This is a genomic window from Citreicoccus inhibens (assembly GCF_019039035.1).
GTDB lineage: Bacteria > Myxococcota > Myxococcia > Myxococcales > Myxococcaceae > Citreicoccus > Citreicoccus inhibens.
The window spans coordinates 59,908-79,306 of the sequence record NZ_JAHNZT010000008.1; the positions used below are offsets into that span (position 1 = coordinate 59,908).

General features: G+C 69.7%; 15 protein-coding genes. All 15 read left to right on the plus strand.

Annotated elements, in window-relative coordinates; genetic code table 11:
* Positions 1-4: 4 nt before the first annotated feature.
* From KRR26_RS12670 to KRR26_RS12740, 15 genes are read left to right on the plus strand one after another with little or no spacing between them, the layout of a single operon-like run.
* The gene (locus KRR26_RS12670; RefSeq protein WP_217079929.1) at positions 5-1,966 is read left to right on the plus strand and encodes a phage tail sheath family protein; all 1,962 of its coding nucleotides are present in this window, start codon (positions 5-7) and stop codon (positions 1,964-1,966) included.
* Between the two features lie 17 nt (positions 1,967-1,983).
* Positions 1,984-2,436, plus strand: a complete 453-nt coding sequence (locus KRR26_RS12675) for a phage tail protein (protein ID WP_120208909.1) — start codon at positions 1,984-1,986, stop codon at positions 2,434-2,436.
* 1 nt (position 2,437) lies between these two features.
* The gene (locus KRR26_RS12680; RefSeq protein ID WP_217079930.1) at positions 2,438-5,224 is read left to right on the plus strand and encodes a hypothetical protein; all 2,787 of its coding nucleotides are present in this window, start codon (positions 2,438-2,440) and stop codon (positions 5,222-5,224) included.
* A 2-nt stretch (positions 5,225-5,226) separates the two neighbouring features.
* Positions 5,227-5,715, plus strand: a complete 489-nt coding sequence (locus KRR26_RS12685; RefSeq protein WP_120208906.1) for a phage tail protein — start codon at positions 5,227-5,229, stop codon at positions 5,713-5,715.
* Complete coding sequence (locus KRR26_RS12690; RefSeq protein ID WP_120208904.1) at positions 5,715-6,452, plus strand: CIS tube protein; 738 nt, start codon at positions 5,715-5,717, stop codon at positions 6,450-6,452. Before KRR26_RS12685 ends, KRR26_RS12690 begins: the two co-directional genes overlap by 1 nt.
* Positions 6,453-6,464: 12 nt before the next feature.
* Positions 6,465-6,638 (plus strand): hypothetical protein, encoded by a 174-nt coding sequence (locus tag KRR26_RS12695; protein WP_158611539.1) that lies wholly within the window; start codon positions 6,465-6,467, stop codon positions 6,636-6,638.
* Positions 6,639-6,656: 18 nt separating this feature from the next.
* The gene (locus KRR26_RS12700) at positions 6,657-7,733 is read left to right on the plus strand and encodes a phage late control D family protein (protein WP_217079931.1); all 1,077 of its coding nucleotides are present in this window, start codon (positions 6,657-6,659) and stop codon (positions 7,731-7,733) included.
* A complete protein-coding gene (locus KRR26_RS12705) occupies positions 7,730-8,446 on the plus strand; it encodes a phage baseplate assembly protein V (RefSeq protein ID WP_120208901.1) in 717 nt (238 codons plus the stop codon). The genes KRR26_RS12700 and KRR26_RS12705 overlap by 4 nt, the downstream gene beginning before the upstream one ends.
* On the plus strand, positions 8,446-9,993 hold the full coding sequence (locus KRR26_RS12710) for a hypothetical protein (RefSeq protein WP_217079932.1): 1,548 nt from the start codon (positions 8,446-8,448) through the stop codon (positions 9,991-9,993). Before KRR26_RS12705 ends, KRR26_RS12710 begins: the two co-directional genes overlap by 1 nt.
* A 4-nt stretch (positions 9,994-9,997) precedes the next feature.
* Positions 9,998-10,390, plus strand: a complete 393-nt coding sequence (locus KRR26_RS12715) for a GPW/gp25 family protein (RefSeq protein ID WP_120208898.1) — start codon at positions 9,998-10,000, stop codon at positions 10,388-10,390.
* 6 nt (positions 10,391-10,396) lie between these two features.
* Positions 10,397-12,673 (plus strand): baseplate J/gp47 family protein, encoded by a 2,277-nt coding sequence (locus KRR26_RS12720; protein WP_217079933.1) that lies wholly within the window; start codon positions 10,397-10,399, stop codon positions 12,671-12,673.
* Between the two features lie 2 nt (positions 12,674-12,675).
* Positions 12,676-15,450 (plus strand): phage tail protein, encoded by a 2,775-nt coding sequence (locus KRR26_RS12725; protein ID WP_217079934.1) that lies wholly within the window; start codon positions 12,676-12,678, stop codon positions 15,448-15,450.
* Positions 15,447-16,844, plus strand: coding sequence for a hypothetical protein (locus tag KRR26_RS12730; protein WP_217079935.1), 1,398 nt, complete (start codon positions 15,447-15,449; stop codon positions 16,842-16,844). The genes KRR26_RS12725 and KRR26_RS12730 overlap by 4 nt, the downstream gene beginning before the upstream one ends.
* Before the next feature lie 3 nt (positions 16,845-16,847).
* On the plus strand, positions 16,848-18,161 hold the full coding sequence (locus tag KRR26_RS12735) for a hypothetical protein (protein ID WP_120208890.1): 1,314 nt from the start codon (positions 16,848-16,850) through the stop codon (positions 18,159-18,161).
* A 21-nt stretch (positions 18,162-18,182) separates the two neighbouring features.
* Positions 18,183-19,361, plus strand: coding sequence for a hypothetical protein (locus KRR26_RS12740; protein WP_120208889.1), 1,179 nt, complete (start codon positions 18,183-18,185; stop codon positions 19,359-19,361).
* The last annotated feature ends 38 nt before the right edge of the window (positions 19,362-19,399 follow it).

Genomic DNA, 19,399 nt, shown 5'->3' on the forward strand with positions numbered 1-19,399 from the left:
ACCGATGCCCGAATATCTTGCTCCCGGCGTATTCGTCGAAGAGACCTCGTTCCGTGCCAAGTCCATCGAGGGCGTGAGCACGACCACCACTGGCTTCGTGGGTCCTGCGCGCTACGGGCCCGTGGACCTGGAGCCGGACCTCATCACCAGCGTGGTGGAGTTCGAGCGCGTCTATGGCAACCGCCGCCAGCTCGACTTCAAGAAGGCCGGCACGCTCCACAACTACACATGGCACGCCGTGCGCGCCTTCTTCGAGGAAGGAGGCAAGCGACTGTACGTGGGCCGCCTGTTCCGCCAGCTCGATGACACGACGTACAGCGGCATCGACGCGACCATCGACATCACCACGGGCTCCGTCCAGAGCGCCTACAACGACGGGCACGCGAGAGCGCTGCTGGAGCCCGCCGCGACGAACAAGAAGAAGACGCTGCTGCTCACCGCGCGCTATCCAGGCTCGGCGGGCAACCTGCGCGTGCGCTTCTCGTTGCGACTGGGCCAGAACGTCCTGTCCTTCGAGGGCAGCACGCCCAAGGTGGGCGCGCTCCTGGAGAAGGACGTGGTGTTGCTGCGCGACACCCAGTCGCCGCTGGCCAGCCCCGTGGGCGCCGGAGAGTTCTATCTGGCGACCTGGAGCGAGGACGTCCAGGACTGGGTCTTCACCGGAGGCCCCGGCTCGCCCATCGCCCTGTCCAGTCTGACCAAGGACGAGGGCTACGAGCTGCGCGTCCTCACCCTGGCGGTGACGGTCATCCCCACGGATGAGCCCGCGGCCTCGCAGGTCTGGGACGGCCTGGCCCTGGACCCCACGCACGCGCGCAATGGCTCGGCGGATTCGCTCACCGACCGATTCCTCCTGGATGCCACCCAGCCCGCGAAGAACCGCGATGTGCCGGTCATCATCGACACGCAGCAACTCAAGACGGGCCTGGAGGTCCTCCAGGCGTTCCTCGACGCGAGCCTCGCCAGCCCGGTCATGAGCCCCGCGCTGGAGCTGGCGCTGGACAATCCTGATTCTCCAGAGTCCCAGCGCTCTCTGGAGGTGCTGCTCAAGGGCGGCGTGGATGGAGAGCGCCCCCAGGGCGATGACTACCTGGGCCGGCAGATCCCCAACACCACGCGCAAGACGGGCCTCGTGCAGTTCGAGGACTTGGAGGACATCTCCATCGTCGCCGCGCCGGGCTCCACCTTCGGCTACGAGAACGGCTACGGCACGCACGCGGCCACGGTGCTCAACGCGCTCATCAGCCATTGCCAGCGGATGAAGTACCGCATCGCGGTACTCGACAGCGGCAATGGACAGACGCTGGGGCAGGTGCGCGCCCAGCGCGCGAAGATCGACTCCAGCTACGGAGCGCTCTATTACCCGTGGGTGAAGGTGCTGGACCCGGTGACGCGCCAGCCCATCTTCCTGCCACCGAGCGGCTTCGTGGCGGGCATCTACGCGCGCAACGACGTCAACCGCGCCGTGTACAAGGCCCCCGCCAACGAGGTGGTGAACCTGGCGCTCGGCTTCGAGTCCAACCTGAGCAAGTCCCAGCAGGAGGTTCTCAACCCCGAGGGTATCAACGCCTTCCGCTACTTCGAGGGGCGCGGCTACCGGCTCTGGGGCGCGCGCACGGTGAGCTCGGATCCCGAGTGGAAGTACGTGAACCTGCGCCGATACTTCGCCTACCTGGAGCGGTCCATCGACAAGGGGACGCAGTGGGCGGTGTTCGAGCCCAATGGCGATCAACTCTGGGCGAGCGTGCGGCGCACCATCGAGGACTTCCTGCTCAATGAATGGCAGACGGGCGCGCTGCTCGGAGACAAGCCGGACAAGGCGTACTTCGTGAAGTGCGACCGCAGCACCATGACCCAGAACGACCTGGATAACGGTCGGCTGGTCTGCCTCATCGGCGTGGCGCCGCTGCGTCCGGCCGAATTCGTCATCTTCCGCATCGGGCAGTGGACCGGAGACCGGAAGTAACCCGGGAGGATTGAGCAATGGCTGTCCAACGAGAGCGCCCTTATGTGCAGTTCAACTTCCTGGTCGACCTGGGAACCGGCAGTACGGATGGAGCGGATGCCGGGTTCCAGGAAATCAGCAACGTGGGCATGGAAGTCACCGTGGCGGAGTACCGCAACGGCAACGAGAAGGAGAACAGCGTCCGGAAGATCACCGGCCTGAACAAGGCGACGGACGTCACCATGAAGCGCGGGGTGATTGGCTCGCTCAGCCTGTATCGCTGGCTGGATCAACTGCGAAACGGCGATCCCAACGCGCTGCGCACCGTCACCATCCAACTCCAGAACGAGGACCACACCGCGGTGGTGCAGACGTGGAAGCTCTTGCGTGCGCGCATCGTCAAGCACTTGAGCGGCCCCTTCAACGCGAAGGGCACGGACGTGGCGATGGAAGAGCTGACCCTCGCGTACGAGCGCCTGGAGATGGAGTGACGTGAGTCGCCCGGCCGCCAGACGCCTTCCCGGCATCCGCTTCGAGGTGCAAGCGCCTCCCGTCGAGGAGGCGCTGCCCCGCATGGACGTGGCGGCCTTCGTGGGCTTCGCCGCGTCCGGGCCGCTCCACGTGCCCGTGGCCGTGGAGGACCCGGCCGACTTCGAGGCCGTGTTCGGAGGGGCCCCCACGCTGGCGAGGGACCCGGTGACTGGCGAGGTGGTGATGGCCCACCTCGCCTCGGCGGTCCGGGCCTTCTTCCGCAATGGAGGCCGGCGGTGCTGGGTGGTGCGCGTGGCCGGGGACGGAGCGAAGTCCAACACCTTCCCCGTCCCTGGGCTGGTGCGCTGCTCCGAGTCCGGCAAGGTGACCGCGGCCGTGGCGCACGCGCGCTCCGAGGGGAGCTGGTCCGACGACGTGCGCGTGGCCACCAGCCTCACTCGCGAGCTGCTCGAGCTGGGCACGTGGTCCGCCGTGGGGACGGACGTCGTGCTGGAGGTGACGGTCCCCGGAGGTGTCGCACCCGGAGATCTGCTCCGCCTCACCTTCGGCGACGGTTCGCTGGCGCTGCTCGTCCCCGTCGATGCCGCCGAGTCGGTGGACGCGACCCAGACCCTGCCCATGCCCGGCCTTGCTCCGCGCCGGGTGACGCTGCGGGTGCGCAGCCCCCGCGCGCGCTGGCTCCAGACAGGAGTGGGCCTGGGTGCCCTGCCCCTCTTCGCGCAGTGGACGCGCGGAGACGGCCAGGTCGTGACGATTCCCGTGCTCCAGGTGGATGACCCAGGCGCGGCCTCGGACCGTCGAACCCTGACGCTCACCCTGGACACGTCGGCCGAGCTGGCGCCCGAGCCTGGAGCGGTGCTGCGAGTGGTCGCCGCGGGCACGGGTGAGCACTGGCTGACGGTGGAGTCACGGGTGCTGGGCCAGGGCACTGGCGTGGTTCAGGTGACGGGCGTGGCATCGCGCGCGCTGACCGCTCCGCCCCTGGATGTCTCGTCCACGCCTGTGTTCTGCGAGCGCCTGACGCTGAGCCTGTGGACGCGGCGTGGCGACGAGCAGCCAGCGCGCCTGGACCTGCTCGGACTGTGTCCCGCGCATCCTCGGCACTGGGGGTCTCTGCCCACCGATGTCCGCCGAGCCTGGGACGAGGAGCCCGAGTCACTCCCAGGGCGACTCCCCGAGGTACGGCTGCCGGGCGACTGGCGACAGGGCATCCCTGTGTCTCGCTTTCCCCTCGCGGGTCCTGGGCCGGAGGGCGAGGCCTTCTCGTTCCCACTGGGGATGACGGACGTGCCGGGCGGGTGGCTCGGGTGCGTGCCGCCCCCGAGCGAGGCCTTGGTCCGCGATGGGCTGAATGACTTCGGCTCGGAGCTGTTCCTGGACCGCGACCTGCGCGACCTGGGCACGGACACGCTGATGGCCCAGGCCGCGTTCCTGCGGTACCAGGCCAGCCAGCCACGTGCCCCGCGGGGCATCCATTCCCTGCTGTGGCGCGCGGACGTCACGCTCGTCGCCGTGCCCGACCTGGTGCATCGGCCCTGGGTGCGCGAGCCCGTGGCCACCTACCCGCCCGCGCAGGCCGGGGACACGCCGCCACAGCCCGCCTGGGGCACCTTCCTCGACTGCGCGCGCATGGCCCCTCCCGCGCCCACGGCCCTGCTCGCCACGCCCTCCACGCCCGAGGTTGGACAGGCGTTCACCGTGCAATGGAGCGCTGTCACGGGCACGGACCTCACCTACGTCCTCGAGGAGGCCACACGCCGCGACTTCCGCGACGCGGTGGAGCTGTATCGCGGCGTGGACCTTGCGCGGACGCTGCATGGCCGCACGGCCGGGAGCTGGTACTACCGCGTGCACGCGGAGCGCTCGGGAACGCCCGGCCCGTATGCGCCCGGCGTCCTCGTCTCCGTCGTCCCCGCCGTGCACTGGCGGCTGGAGCCCGTGGCGTCCTACTCCCCAGAGCCCTTGCTGGCGGTGCAGCGGGCCCTGCTGCGCATGTCCTGCGCCCGCGGCGACATCCTGGCCGTGCTGAGCGTGCCAGCGCACTACCGAGAGGACGATGTCATCGCGCATGCAGGGCTGCTGCAGTCGCCCATGGCTGGGGCGTCCGAGGGAGTCCCAGCGCTGGGCTTCGCGGAGGAGAACGCGCTCAGCTACGGCGCGCTCTACCACCCGTGGACCTTCGTCTCCGAGGAGCAGCGGCCGGACGTGCCACTGCGGATGCCTCCCGATGGGGCGACGAGCGGAGTCCTCGCGCGGAGGGCCCTGGAGCGTGGCGCATGGGTGGCGCCAGCCAACGAGCCATGGCGCGCGGTGGTGGCGCTCACGCCCCCCTTGGCTCGCGAGCGGTGGTTGGACCTTCAGGACGCGCAGGTGAACGTGGTGCGGCAGGAGCCCCGGGCCTTCCTCACGCTTGGCGCCGACACGCTCGCCGTGGACTCGGACGTGCGCCCCATTCATGTGCGCCGGCTGCTCAGCCTCTTGCGTCGCGCGGCACTCAAGCTGGGCGCCGCGTATGTCTTCGAGCCCAACGACGCCAGTTTCCACCGCCTGGTCCAGCGCGGCTTTGAAGCGCTGCTCGGCGACCTGTTCGTCCGCGGCGCCTTCGCGGGCACCACGCGCGAGGGCGCCTTCCAGGTGGTGACGGGGGACGCGCTCAATACCCCGGCCCAGACAGAGCAGGGGCGCTTCTTCGTGGACATCAAGGTAGCGCCGTCCCAACCGCTCACCTTCCTCAACGTGCGGCTCGTCCAGAGTGGCGACCGCGGGCTCGTCACGGAGGCGCGTTAGCCATGGCCACCCCGCAGGACGAGACCGTCATCGCACCCTTCACCGCCTTCGCCTTCGCGGTGGAGATCGAGATTCCCGATCTGGTGCCCAAGGCCTGCAGCGCGGCGTTCTCCGAGTGCGATGGCCTGGAGATGTCAATGGACGTGAAGACCATCCGCGAGGGTGGCAACAACGGGCGGCAGATTCGCCTGACGGGCGCGCTCAACTTCGGACAGCTCACGCTCAAGCGCGGCATGACCGCCAGCTTCGACCTGTGGGACTGGTTCGAGGAGATGCAGCGCCGGCCTCGCCTGCGTGCCAACGCGGAGGTCGTCGTCTTCGCCCCGGGGCGCGCGCAGACCGAGCGCGCGCGGTTCGTCCTGTCGCGCTGCCTGCCCGTGAAGCTCAAGGCGCCGCCGCTCAATGCCAAGGACGGCATGGTGGCCATCGAGGAACTTCAGCTCGCCTACGAGTCGCTGACGCGCAAGCGCCTGTCTCGGGGAGGTGCGTGATGGCGGAACCCACTCCCCTCGCGAAGGCCGAGCTGCGACAGCTCGACGCCAACTTCGAGAACGAGATCGAGAACGACACCTGGGCGACGGTTCAGTTCAACCCGGAGACGCTGAAGGTCAGCTTCGCCAACCAGGTGCAGACGCCCTCGGGTGGCGGCGACCAGCGCGGCACGCCCGCGCGTCAGTTCGTAGGGGCCGGGACCACGAAGCTCGCGGTGCAGCTCTGGTTCGATGTGTCCGGACAGGCCGAGGGTGAGTCCGGCGCCGTGGACGACGTGCGGCAGCTCACCAAGAAGGTCGCGTTCTTCATCACGCCCAAGAAGGACGGCGACAAGCTCGTCCCTCCCGCGGTGCGCTTCGTGTGGGGCAGCTTCCAGTTCGACGGAATCATGGAGTCGATGGAGGAGTCGCTGGAGTTCTTCTCGCCTGAGGGCAAGCCCCTGCGCGCGAGCGTCTCCTTCGGGCTCACACAGCAGAAGATCACCGCCTTCGTGTTTCGCCCCACGGACGCGCCGCCGCCCAGCGCGCCCCGAGGGCCGAGCGGCAAGGCCCCAGGCACCGCGCCCATGACGTCCGCGACCCAGGGCTCCACTTTGCAAGGCATGGCCGCGAGTCAAGGCAAGGGCAGCGACTGGCGCGCCATCGCCAGCGCCAACGGCATCGAGAACCCCCGGCGACTGGCTCCCGGACAGCTCATCGACTTGCAGGCCGGCGCGAGCGTCGGCGTGAAGCGCTAGCGGAGACACACCATGGCCCTGGTCATCAATGAGATGGAGGTCACGCCCGAGCCCGCGCCCACGCCGGCGAACACCGGCGCGAGCGCCCCCTCGTCCCCCGAGAAGTCTCGCGCCCAGCACGCCACCGAGCTGTCCCGCTCCCTGGCCCGCCACCACGCCCGCGCCGAGCGCGTCCGCGCGCACTGACCCCGAGCCCCTCCTCCCATGGCCGACGGAACCACCACTCGACTTCGCATCGCCCGGCCCACCTTCAAGGTGGACGGACAGGAGCAGGGACCGCTCGCGTCCGCGTTGTTGGAGCTGTGCGTGGAGGAGTCCACCGACGGGCTCTATCGCTGCGAGGCGACGTTCGGGAACCTCGGGCCCAAGGACGGCGGTACGGGCTTCCTCTATTTCGACCGCAGGCTGCTGGACTTCGGGAAGACCTTCTCCGTGTGGCTGGGCCCGGATGTCCTCTTCGAGGGGCGCATCACCGCGCTGGAGGGTCTCTTCCTGGAGAGCTCCCCGCCCGCCATCACCGTGCTCGCGGAGGATCGCTTCCAGGACCTGCGGATGACCCGGCGCACCGCGACGTACGTGGACGTGACGGACAAGCAGGTCATCGAGCGGCTCGCGGGAAAGCATGGCCTCACGCCGGACGTCCAGGTGCGCGGCCCCACGCATCCGGTCCTCGCACAAGTGAACCAGAGCGACCTCGCCTTCCTGCGCGAGCGCTGCCGGGCCGTGGACGCGGAGCTGTGGATGGAGGGGCGCACGCTCCACGCCAGGCATCGCGCCGCGCGCCCCCAAGGACAGGCACTCAAGCTGGGGATGGGCAACGAGCTGCGCGAAGTGGTGGTGACCGCGGACCTGGCGACGCAGCGCTCCGCCGTGAAGGTGAGCGGCTGGGACGTGCACGCCAAGGACGCGCTCACCCACGAGGCGGGACCATCCGTCCTGGGCGCGGAGCTGGGCTCGGACGAGAGCGGCGCGAGCCTGCTCGCCTCGAAGCTGGGCGAGCGCAAGGAGTCGGTGGTGCACACCGTGCCGCAGAACAGCGACGAGGCGAAGGCCCAGGCCGAGGCCTGCTTCCGGCAGATGGCTCGGCGCTTCGTGGTGGCACGAGGCACCGCGCAGACGGACGTGAAGCTGCGCGTGGGGGCGCGGGTGGAGCTGTCTGGCGTGGGGCCCCTCTTCACGGGGACGTACACGCTCGTCGACGTGAAGCACGTGTTCGACGGTGCCAAGGGACTGCGCACCGACTTCGTGGCCGAGCGACCAGGATTGGGGAGGCCGTCATGACGGAGCACTCGCCCTGGGAGCAAGTGACGGACTCACGCGGCGCGCATGGACTGGGGGGCCGCTTCTTCGGCCTCTATCCAGCGAAGGTCGTGGACATCAAGGATCCGAGCAATCAGGGACGCGTGAAGGTGATGCTGCCCTGGTCGCCGGACTCGGGCGGCGAGCAGTACACGGCCTGGGCTCGACTGGCCACGCTGATGGCGGGAGGGGGGCGCGGCACCTGGTTCGTCCCCGACGTGGAGGACGAGGTGCTCATCGGCTTCGAGGCCGGTGACCCGCGCCGGCCCTACGTGGTGGGCGCGCTGTGGAACGGCAAGGACCATCCACCCGAGTCGATGGACACCGGAGGGAAGAACGCCCGGAAGGTCATCCACTCGCGCAACGGCGTGGTCATCACCCTGGACGACACGGACGGTCACGAAACGCTCACGCTCACGACCCCGGGCGGTCAGACGATGACGCTGAAGGACGGGCCTGGCTCAGTGGAGGTGAAGGACAGCAACGGCAACTCGGTCAAGCTGGAGGCGAGCGGAATCACGGTGACGTCGTCCGCGAAGGTGACGGTCAACGCGAGCATGGCGGAGATCTCCGCCAGCCAGCTCACCGTCAACGCGGGCATGTCTCGCTTCAGCGGCGTGGTGCAGGCCGACACCGTCATCACCAACAGCGTGGTCAGCGCCTCGTACACGCCGGGCGCGGGGAACGTGTGGTGATGGCCACCACCCTGCCCCATCCGGTCCAGTGGGTGACCGCCTCGCCGCTCTGGGCAAGCGCCGGAGACGACGCCCCGCGCATGCAGGCACCCGGGCTCCTCCAGTTCGACTCGGATCGCTTCATGGAGGAGTTGTCCGAGCGACTCCAGGCCGAGGCGCGGCCGGACCTGCGCGACCTGGTGGCGAAGTACGAGAGTCACCGCGAGCGCTACCCGGGCGAGCCGGACGATCCGCCCACGACGCCGCTCAAGCTCTACCAGCCCGCCCACGGGCGGTTCTACCTGGTCGCCGCCAGCCTGGTGTGCCGCCTGCCGGGGCTCCCGGACCACGTGGTGGACACCGCGCACGGCGACAAGGCCGCCTTCGTGCTGCGCCGGCGCGGCGCGGGGGGCGTCGAAGAGGCCTGGGTCCCGGACACGAAGGACGCGCGGAAGAATCGCCGAATCTGGCAGCCCCTGGCGTCCGAACAGGCCTCGCGGCTGGCGACGGGGGAGGAACAGCTCCCGCTCTTCCCCGTGAACTTCGCGGTGGAGGGGAAGCGCCGGCGCATGCTCGTGGGGCTCATCCCCACGTCCAGTCAGGCCACCTTCGAAGCCGCGGAGGCCTTCCAGCCCGCGGACCCGCAAGTGGCCTTGAAGGAGGAGGCCGAGGCGAAGGTCGCCGGGACCTACGAGCAGCTCAAGCGCTGGAAGGACTTGCCGGGCGGCGCGGCCCAGGCCGATCGCGACGAGCAGACCGCCGCGCAGAAGGAGGTGTCTCGATTCCTCCTGCTCGACTTCGCCACCCTGCTGGCCACGCGCATGCAGGCCTTCTGGACCGCGCTTCCGGGAGGCATCAACCCAGGCGGCGCATGCTCGGATTTGTATCAACTGCTGGCCAATCAACCCGTCGTCCCGGGCTCGGCCACGACGTGGCGCGCCGCGCTCACGTGGGCCTGGGAGCACCGTGCACAACTCGGGCGAGGAGAGAGCGCGGGGCTCGACTTCAACCTGCGTTCGAGCGGCGTGTCACCTGATGCCCTGCGGGCCGCGTTGCTCGCGGCGGTCGTAACGGGGACGTACACGCTGCCGTCGGAGCCCGTGCCGGTGGCGAAACTCCAGGACCCGGGTGAGACGCACTATGTGCTGCGCTGCGTGTACCTGCGGCCGGCGTGCGGCCCGCTGTGTCCGCCGGTGGTGAGTACCGCGACAGAAGACTTCCGGCTCGCGCCGTTCTTCGACCCGGATGCACCGGGGCGGCCGGTGCGAATCGTGCTGCCGGTCGACACGAGCATTCGGGGGCTTCGCAAATTCAAGAAGAACGTCGGCTTCGCGTTGTCCAAGGGGCTGCGCAAGCAGATGTCTCGCGTGCAGGACCTGAAGAAGACGATGGACGGAGAGCTGGATGCCGGCACGTCGTTCAACCTGGGGGAGCTGTGCATGTTCTCCATTCCCATCATCACGCTGTGCGCGTTCATCGTGCTGATGATCTTCTTCAGCCTGCTCAACATCATCTTCTGGTGGATGCCCTTCCTGAAGATCTGCCTGCCGAAGGTGAAGGAGGGCTAGCCGCATGGACACCGGTAAGTTGCTCGGGCGTGGCATCAGCTTTCCTCCGCGGGTGGGGCCGGACGGGCGCATCCAGTGGTCCGAGGGCGAGCGCAATGTGCGCGAGTCCATCCAGGTCATCCTGGGAACACAGCAGCGGGAGCGCATCCTGTTGCCGGAGTTCGGCGGGAACCTGGCGCAATCGCTGTTCGAGCCGAACACCGTCACGACACGTCATCAGCTCGCCGAGCGCATCAGTCGCGCCCTCGCTCGATGGGAGCCGCGGATCGCGGTGGACTCCGTGACGGTGGAGCAAGACCCGGCGGACGCGCGCAGCGCCATCGCCACCATCACCTACAAGCTCGTCGCCACGGGGGCGAAGGAGCGCATCAACCTGGGCGTCACGCTCGCGGGATAAGACACCGTGCCACTGACCCTCCCCACGATTGACGACCGCACGTACCAGCAACTGCTGGATGAAGCGCTCGCGCGCATCCCACTGCACAACCCCGAGTGGACCAACTTCAATAAGTCCGACCCGGGCGTGACGCTGCTGGAGCTCTTCGCCTTTCTCACGGAGAGCTTGCTGTATCGCGCCAACCAGATTCCGGAGCGCAACCGGCTCAAGTTTCTTCAGCTCCTCGGGGTGCCGCTCCAACCCGCCGCGTCCGCGCGGGGAATGGTCGTGCTGCGCAACGAGCGCGGCGGCGCTCCTCAAACCCTCACCCTGAGCGATGGCGTGGAGGTGCGCGCGGGACAAGTCCCCTTCCGCACCGAGCGCGGGCTCGACGTACTGCCGGTGGAGGCGGCCTTCTTCTACAAGAAGGCGGTCACGCCCGAGGCGCGCGTAAAGGAGTACTACCAGCAGCTCTACGCATCCTTCACCGTCACGCAGCCGCCGCCCGCGCCGCTGAGCAGCCTCCAGTTCTACGCGACGACGCCCTTCTCTCCACGCGGCACCGAGGCGCTGGACCTCGGCGCGGACGCGGTGGACCAGGCGCTGTGGGTCGCGCTGTTGCTGCGGCCCGCGGATAAGCGCCTGCCCGACGCGGCGACCCATGCGCGCGAGGCCTTGCGCGGCCGCGTCCTGACGCTCGGCATCGTTCCCGCGGAGACCTCGAATGGGCGCTCGCTGCCACCGGGTGAGCGCGCCACGCCCACGGGCTCGGCGGTCCTTCAGTTCCAGGTGCCGCGGCTGCCGCCCGGCGGTGTGCTGCCCGAGGACCCGGCGCTGCGCAACGCGGCCTGGCGCACGCTGACCACCGTCGAGGTCCCGGCCTCGCCCACGGTGGTGGACATCGCGCTGCCCGCGACCGAGGAGGAGCTGCGGCTGTGGACGAACCTCGATCCGCTGGAGGCGGGGACGCGGGACTTCCCGCCCGCGCTCGACAACGAGGAGCAGGCGGGCCGTGTGCTGACCTGGCTGCGCATCACCAGTTCGGCGCCGACCGCCACCCGATTGCTATGGGTGGGCCTCAACGCCGCGCCCATCCGGCAGTGCGAGCAAGTAACGGGCGAGGTGCTGCCGCTGGGCACGGGCGAGCCGGACCAGCGCATCAAGCTGGCGCGAGTGCCGGTGGTGCCGGGCTCGGTGCGCCTCACCGTGTCCGTCAACGACGTGGAGACGGAGTGGACAGAGACCGATGACTTGATGAGCGCGGGTCCGGAGGTCGCGGTCCCTGACGCTCGCCTGCCTCCAGGCGCGTGGGCCGCGAGCACGTCCCCCGCCAAGGTGTTCACGGTCGATCCGGAGTCCGGCGAGCTGCGCTTCGGCGATGGCGCGCACGGCGCACGACCGCCGCTCGGGTCCACGTTGCGCGCCAGCTATGACCACGGCGTTGGCCGCGCTGGCAACGTCGGGCCCGGAGCCATCGCGAGCGGGCCTTCTCTGCCCACGGGAATGAGCGTGGAGAATCCGCTGCCCACGTGGGGAGGTGCCGACGCGGAGGATGCCAGCCAGGGCGAGAAGCACATCGCTCGATACCTTCAGCATCGGGACCGGCTGGTGACGGCGCGAGACTTCGAGACGCTCGTGCTGCGCACCCCTGGTGTCGCCGTGGGGCGCGTGGAGGTGCTCCCCGCCTTCCACCCTGCGCTCTCCCCCAACGAGCCGGGCGACGCGCCGGGCGCCGTGACGCTCCTGGCCATCCCGCGCAACGCGCCGGACCCGTCAGACTCGGCTGGACCCGACAGCTTCCTGGATGCCATCGCCTGTTGGATCGCCCCGCGACGTCTGGTGACGACAGAGGTCTTCGTGCGCCGCCCGCAGTACCAGCCTGTTTGGGTGACGGTGGGGGTGGACCTGGTGGCCGGTGTGTCGCAAGCCGTGGTGACGGAGGCCGTGCGCGCGGCCCTCGAGGACTTCCTCTCGCCCTTGCCCCCGGAGGACACGGACCTGCTGGAGGTGACAGCGAACCGGGGTTGGCCTCTTCGCAAGACCGTGGTGGCGCTGGAGTTGTCCGCCGTGTGCAGCCGCGTGCCGGGGGTGGCCTGGGTGCGCGGGGTGCGGCTCGGACTCGCCACGGGCGCGGAGCAGGACAGCGTGCCAATGCGGGGCATGCAGCTGCCTCGGCTCGCGGGCCTCTCCGTGGCCGTGGGGGACGCGCCCTCGCTCGATGCGGTGCGCGGCACGGGCCCGGTGTCCAGCGGCCCCCAGCGGCCATTCGTGTCCGTCCCGATCGTCCCCGAGGAGTGCCGCTAACCATGGACGCCAACGGCACGCGCTTCCACCTGCTGCTCGGCCGCGACGACTGGGGTCGCTGCACGAGCGACGGTCAGCCGCTGGGGCAAGCCTGGGAAGGCTCGCCCGCGACGCCCGTGGACCTGGCCTGGGACACGGTGCGCTCCGAGCTGGCCCTGCGCTCGGAGCTCTACGCGTTCGTCGCGGGCACCGGTGACCGGCAACCCGCGATGGAGGATCGACGCGGCGCCGCACGCGACCGATACGGGAACTTCTATTGGATCGACCGCGACGGTCGCACCGTGAAGGTTCTGTCCAGCGGCTCTCGACTCACGAGCGACTTCTGGCCGGCGCCTCTGGACGCAGAGAGCGAGACTCGCGCGGGAGAGTTCGGTCCCATGGCCTCGCCCGGCCCGCGCGCGCCGCTGCCTCTCTCGGGACTCGCGGTCACCGAGCACCACTACCTCGTGGTGGGCACGGTCGCACCCGCGGGGCTCCTGGTCTTCGACCTGCACTCGGGTGGCCCTCCGACGCACTTCCTCTGGCCCGCGCCAGCCGCCGGTCTCCCCTTCACGCCGTGGGACCTTGCCGCGACCCCCGCTGGGGGCGCCGTCGTACTTGACCGTGCGCATCAGCGGCTCTGGTACCTGGATGCGTCGCTGCGCGCGGTGCGTACAGGCGCCGAGACGGTCGTCACCGCGTCGAAGGTGGACGCATTTCAGCCTCGCGACGGGGGCTTCACGCGCCGCACCGCCGCGGAGACGTTCCCCGAGCCCGTGGCCCTGGGCGGCCCGGGCCCCCATGCCGCGCGAGACCCCATCTCGGTGGAGGTCCTCCAGGATGGCCGCGTCGTCGTGCTGGACCGAGGCCTCGCCGATAGCCGGCTGCTCGTGTTCCGCGACGGTGTGCTGGAGGGGACACCCGTACCGCTGGAGGTCACCAGCCTCGCGCAGCCGGGGAACCCGTCGTTCAGCTTCCCGTTGGTGGCGCATGACATGGCGCTCATCCGAGGTGAGGGCGGCGTGCCAGACCGCCTGCAGGTGGTCGCGCGGGACGGGAACCAGGCCTTCGCGTTCGAGCTTCACGGCGCACCGGGCGCGCAGCTCGGGGCCATGCCCCTGGCCGAGTACCTGCCCATGCGGCTGTTCGGAGGCAAGGCGCTCATCGCGTTCGCGCAGTGCGCCTACTACGACTTCGGAGACACCTTCATCCCGCTGGTGGCGCAGCGGCGTCCCCGCTTCGCGCCGAGCGCGACGCTGCGCACGCCCGTGTTGGATGGCCGCACGCCCGAGTGCGTGTGGCACCGGCTGATGCTCGATGCCTCGATTCCCCCCGGCGCTTCCGTCACCGTGAGAAGCCGTGCCGCCAACGAGGTGGCGGAGCTGGAGACCCAGCCTTTCTCCGAGGAGCCCGCGCTGCTGAAGCGCGCGAGCGGCTCCGAGCAGCCCTTCGCGCCCACGGCGCGCGGCGAGTACCGCGGCACCTTCGAGGTCCTCTTCCAGCGCGCCCGAGGCCGCTACGCCCAAGTCGAGCTGACGCTCACGGGGGGCGGGGGCACCACGCCGCGGCTCTTCGCCCTGCGCATCTGGTACCCGCGCTTCTCCTACGCCGAGAACTACCTGCCCGCCCTCTACCGCGAGCAGCCCGAGTCCGCCGGCTTCCTGGAACGATTCCTGGCCAACGTCGAGGGATTGCTCACGCCCTTGGAGGACCGCATCGCCGCGGCCCAGGTTCTCTTCGATGCGCGCGGCGCGCCACCCGAGGCGCTCGAGTGGTTGGCCTCCTGGTTCGCGGTGGTGCTGGACCCCGCCTGGGATGAGCCGAGACGGCGGCTTTTCCTGCGCCACACGATGGACTTCTTCCAGTGGCGCGGCACCGCGCATGGCCTCCGCATGGCGCTGCGCCTCGCCTTGGACCCGTGCGTGGACGCCACCCTCTTCACGGAGGACGTGGACCCGACCCGCGCGCGGATCCGCATTGTCGAGCGGTTCCGCGCGGCTCGCACGCCCTTCATCGCGCCCCTCACCACACCCGCTGGAGGGCTGCGCGTCGTCGCGCCCGCGCCGCGCTGGGAGCCCACTCAGGGCCGGGCCCTGCTGGTGTCGCGCTACCGCGAGGCCCTGACGGACGCGGGCGTCACCGAGGCGTCGTTGCCGGACACCTATCCGCTGCGTGCACCCGCCGATCCAGCCATGGCCGAGGCCTGGCGCGACTTCTGCGTGCTCTCGCTCGGCTTCGTTCCCGCCGCCACCGACGCGGACGTGCCGCGCTGGCGCGAGTTCCTGGCGCGCCGCTACCAGCAGTTCGACGCCTTCGCGCTCGCGCATGCCAGCCATGCGGCGGAGTTCTCGCAGGTCGCGCTTCCCACGGCGCTGCCAGCGGACGGGGCCGCGCTGGTGGACTGGTACCACTTCGAGACGGTGGTGCTGCCCGTGCGCGCTGCGGCGCATCGCTTCACGGTGGTGCTCCCCGTTCCCGAGGGAGGGGCCGCGCTGGAGCAGCGCGAGCAACTGGAGCGCGCGCTGCGCGTGGTGGAGTTGGAGAAGCCGGCCCACACGGTGTTCGACGTGAAGTTCTACTGGGCCATGTTGCGCGTCGGCGAGGCCCGGCTGGGCGTGGACACGCTGGTGAATCTGGGCAGCCGAGCCCCCGAGCTGATGCCCGCCATGCAGCTCGGACGCGAGTACCTGGCAGAGAGCCATCTGGCCCCGAGGCCCCCGCAGGACGCCGTGGACCGGCGCATCCTGGGGAGGGAGTCGCTCGGGCGTCGTTCGATTCAGGGGAGTGACATCCAATGAGCGGCTTTGGTCCGAGTACCACCACTGCGCAGCGCGCCGCGCCCGACCCGACGAAGCACGTCAACTACGTGCTGGGCATGGTGCTCGGCGTCGACGACTTCACCCAGGAGTTCGCCTACCTGTCCGAGCGCGACCGGTGGCTGGCGCGTGACCTGCTGGGCTACGGCACGGCCTGGGGTTTGGCCATCACCGCGGGCCTGGGAAGCCGGGGCCCGGAGGTGCGCGTGGCCCCCGGCGTAGCGCTCAGCCCCCGCGGACAATTGGTGCGCGTGACGCCAGCGCAGTGCGCGTCTCTCAATGACTGGCTGCTCGCGCAAGGCACGACGGTGGACGCCCGCGTCGTGGCCGGAGTCCTGCGGCTCTGGGTGGTGCTCTCATACCGGGACTGCGAGACGGACTCGGTTCCGGTGCCCGGCGAGCCCTGCCGCACCGAGGACGACTCGATGGCGCCCTCGCGGCGCACGGATGACTTCAAGTTGGAGTTCCGCCTCGCGCCCCCCGAGGAGCCCACGGAGGAGCAGGCGGTGCGCGACCTGGTGCGCTGGCTGCGCGCCCACATGGAGGTCGTTCCGGACGCGACAGGCACCGCCACGCTGGCGGATCTTCTCACCGCCCTTCGCGCCGCCGTGGTGCAGCCCTCGCCGCTGAGTCCGGAGACGGATTGGCTGTTGGACACGTCTCCGGCCGCACCGCTGCGCGTCTACGCGGGGGACGTGGAGTCATTCCTCCGGGCGGCGCTGCGCGTGTGGGCGACGGAGCTGCGCGCGCTGTGGCGCCCCAACTGGCTGGGTGAGGCCCAGGGCTGCCAGCAGCCCGTGAATGCCCTCCCCGCCTCGGACGTGGACTGCGTCCTGTTGGCCGCGGTGGACGTGCCGGTGGTGAAGGAGCTGGGGGGGGGAAACTGGAAGGTGAAGGACGCCACGCCCATTGTCATCGATGAGGCGAGCCGCCCCTTCCTCTGGCACTTGCGACTGATGCAGGAGTGGGCGCTCGCGGGCCTCGCGCGAGACACCACCGCGGTGCACCGCCCCGCGTCGCTCCCGGACTACCTGATGGTGGCTGCCGGCACCGTGCCCATGGATCCCGCCGGTGACGCCAAGAGCGCCTACAACGGACTGAAGGCCTACGCGGTGGGCGCCGCGGATGGAAAGGTGTCGTTCACCTTCAACGGCTACGCGAACAAGCCAGACACGTGGCAGTACGTCATCAAGCCCCTGCTGGTGGCGAACACGGCGGTGCAGGCGCCCACCGTGTACCTCGTCGCCTTCGATGAAAAGGGCTTCACGCTCCAGGTCTTCGACAAGGGCCTCGTGGTGCCGTCCGCCACGCTCATCAAGCTCCAGGTCGTCCTGGAGGTGAGCCAGTACTTCCTCAAGCCCGTCACGCTGAGGTAGCCCATGCGCATTGCATTGGACACGCCGTTCCTGAAGGACGGCATCCGCTCGACGAACTTCTTCAACGGACGATTGCTGTCCGCCGAGGACCTGAGCCGGGAGCAGGCCGCGCGCGACGCAGCCCAGGAGCGCCTCGGCCGTGCGCTGGGCGAGGGCGTGGCGTATGGCCTGGAGGTGGGCCTCTCGCTGGACAACTCGCCCAGCACTCCGCTTGTCACGGTGCAACCAGGCCTGGCCCTCAGTCGCGACGGAGAGGCCCTGGAGTTGCTCCAACCCGTGGAGGTCTCGCTCCTCCAAGGCGCCGTCGAGGGCGCGGCGAGCGCGGCAGCGGGCTCGGGGGCCTTTGGAGCCTGCTCGCTGCCCGGCAGCACCTACGTGTCCGGAACAGGCATCTACGTCCTGGTGATGGCGCCTGCGTCCGGACGCGAGGGACGCGCCGTCGCGAGTGGCCTGGGTGGCGTGCAGTCTGGCTGCGATGCCAGGCAGGTCGTGGCGGGGGTCTGCTTCCGGCTGCTGCGGTTGGACCAGGACGCCGCGCTCACGAGCGCGCTGGCCTCCAACGCCCTGACGCTGCGCAACCTGGTGGCCCATCAGTGCTTTGGCACCACGGACCCGGATGCCTCGTCCTTCGTAACGTGGCCCTTCGCCGAGCCGACAGGGGGATACGGCCTGCTGGACGCGCTCCGTTCGCGCTTCCTCACGCCCTGCGACGTGCCGCTGGCCCTCTTGCACTGGAAGGACGGCGCGGGCATCCGGTTCATCGACATGTGGGCCGCGCGGCGGCGCGTGGCGCGCGTGGGCAACCCCCTTCCGTGGCTGGCCGGCCCTGGTGACCGCCGCGAGGTGGAAGCCGAGGCGATGTATCTCCAGTTCCAGGAGCACATCGAGCGGCTGCGCGTCGACGCGGTCAACCCGGGCACCGTGCGAGCCACGGACCACTTCGCGTATCTGCCCGCGGCGGGCATCCTCCCGCTCGGCGGATACACGGGCACGCGTGGCTTTGACTATCTCAAGTTCTTCGAGGGGCTCACTGTACGGGCGCCCATCAACATCGAGGGCGCGCGGCTTCCGTCGCTGCTCTCTACCGCGCGCGCGTACCCACCCATCGAGCTGGCCCGCAAGGAGCTCATCTGGCTCTACGTCGTGCGCGAGAACCAGCAGGCACTGTCGGCCCTGACAGGCCCCAAGCCCCAGCCGTATCTCGTCTTCGCCACGGGACACATTCCCTACTGGGGTGACCCGCGCTTCGACACGTCGAAGTGGAACTACGCGAACTACGCATCTGGCGGTCCCAGCGCGGATCAACCCGGCCCCTGAGCCTCGAGGAGCTACCCTTCCATGTCCCTTCCTTCCAAGGTCAAGCCGGGCGATCTCATCAGCTCGGCGCTGTTCAACGACCTCGTCGACTACCTGAAGGCACAGGACCAGCGATTGACGCAGTTGGAGGCGTCCATCGCGGTGCTGGCCATCCTGGACGTGCTCCCCGCGGGACTCATCCGCATGGGCACGGAGATGCGGGTGCTCGGCCGAGGCTTCGGCACCGCGGGGCTCAACACGGTGCTCATCGACACGGTGATGGTCACCGCGTTCAAGGCGGGCAGCTCCGACAGCCAGCTCATCTTCGACCTGCCCACCATCCCCAACGTCCCACCCGAGGGGAGACCCGTCAGCCTCTCGGTGAGCAACGCGCGAGGGTTCGCGTCCACCACGGTGCAGGTGGGCCAGGCCCTGCCCACCGTTCCGGACGGAAGCATCCAGGCCACCATGGCCCAGGCGCCCACCGGCACCATCACCGCGGGCGGCACCTACGACTTCTTCTACACGCTCAAGGTCATCTCCAACATGGACGAGACCTTCAAGCTGGCGGCCACGCTGCAGCCCACGGGCACGACGGGCACGTGGGTCACGCAGGTGACGGACACCACGACCCAGCGGACGCCCCTGCCCAACGGCGAGCTGTTCATGGCCCGCGGCGACGCGCCCAACGGCACCGTGAAGCAGATCGTCGTCCGCGCCACCGTGCCAGCTGGCGTGACGGGCAGCGCCAAGCTGCGCTTGGTGATGACCTCCAAGCTCAACGTGCAGTTCACCGGCTCGTCTGGAGACTTTGGCTTCACGGTGGGCAGCACGTCCCAGACGCCCACCATTCCGCTGTCGCGCACGTTGGTGTCACCCACCGGGGCGCTCAACACCACGACAGACGAGGTCCAGGCGTCGCCGGGCACGCAGGTCACCTTGCGCTTCGCGGCGGACATCCCCGTCGCGGGCACATACCAGGTGACGCTGAGCCTGCCCGCGGACACCACCAACCTGTGGGGCGCGAAGCTGTCCAGCGCCTCGCCGAGCACGCCGCTCGTCTGGCAATTCAATATGTCCGCCGCGGGGTCCACCAACATCTACGTCACCGTGCAACCCGGGGCCACCGCGCCAGCCTCGGCGGACTTGTCGATGACCGTCGTGTCCACGACGGACTCGTCCAAGTTCGGGCAGGTATCTCAAAAGCTGAAGCGAGTCTGAATCGCCCATGCACCCATGGGCAAAACAAGGGGGGTCGG

Bases quoted from the DNA above. Each gene is read 5' to 3' on its own strand.
- KRR26_RS12670 (WP_217079929.1), top strand. From the start codon at position 5: ATGCCCGAATATCTTGCTCCCGGCGTATTCGTCGAAGAGACCTCGTTC.
- KRR26_RS12675 (WP_120208909.1), top strand. From the start codon at position 1,984: ATGGCTGTCCAACGAGAGCGCCCTTATGTGCAGTTCAACTTCCTGGTC.
- KRR26_RS12685 (WP_120208906.1), top strand. From the start codon at position 5,227: ATGGCCACCCCGCAGGACGAGACCGTCATCGCACCCTTCACCGCCTTC.
- KRR26_RS12690 (WP_120208904.1), top strand. From the start codon at position 5,715: ATGGCGGAACCCACTCCCCTCGCGAAGGCCGAGCTGCGACAGCTCGAC.
- KRR26_RS12695 (WP_158611539.1), top strand. From the start codon at position 6,465: ATGGCCCTGGTCATCAATGAGATGGAGGTCACGCCCGAGCCCGCGCCC.
- KRR26_RS12700 (WP_217079931.1), top strand. From the start codon at position 6,657: ATGGCCGACGGAACCACCACTCGACTTCGCATCGCCCGGCCCACCTTC.
- KRR26_RS12705 (WP_120208901.1), top strand. From the start codon at position 7,730: ATGACGGAGCACTCGCCCTGGGAGCAAGTGACGGACTCACGCGGCGCG.
- KRR26_RS12710 (WP_217079932.1), top strand. From the start codon at position 8,446: ATGGCCACCACCCTGCCCCATCCGGTCCAGTGGGTGACCGCCTCGCCG.
- KRR26_RS12715 (WP_120208898.1), top strand. From the start codon at position 9,998: ATGGACACCGGTAAGTTGCTCGGGCGTGGCATCAGCTTTCCTCCGCGG.
- KRR26_RS12725 (WP_217079934.1), top strand. From the start codon at position 12,676: ATGGACGCCAACGGCACGCGCTTCCACCTGCTGCTCGGCCGCGACGAC.
- KRR26_RS12730 (WP_217079935.1), top strand. From the start codon at position 15,447: ATGAGCGGCTTTGGTCCGAGTACCACCACTGCGCAGCGCGCCGCGCCC.
- KRR26_RS12735 (WP_120208890.1), top strand. From the start codon at position 16,848: ATGCGCATTGCATTGGACACGCCGTTCCTGAAGGACGGCATCCGCTCG.
- KRR26_RS12740 (WP_120208889.1), top strand. From the start codon at position 18,183: ATGTCCCTTCCTTCCAAGGTCAAGCCGGGCGATCTCATCAGCTCGGCG.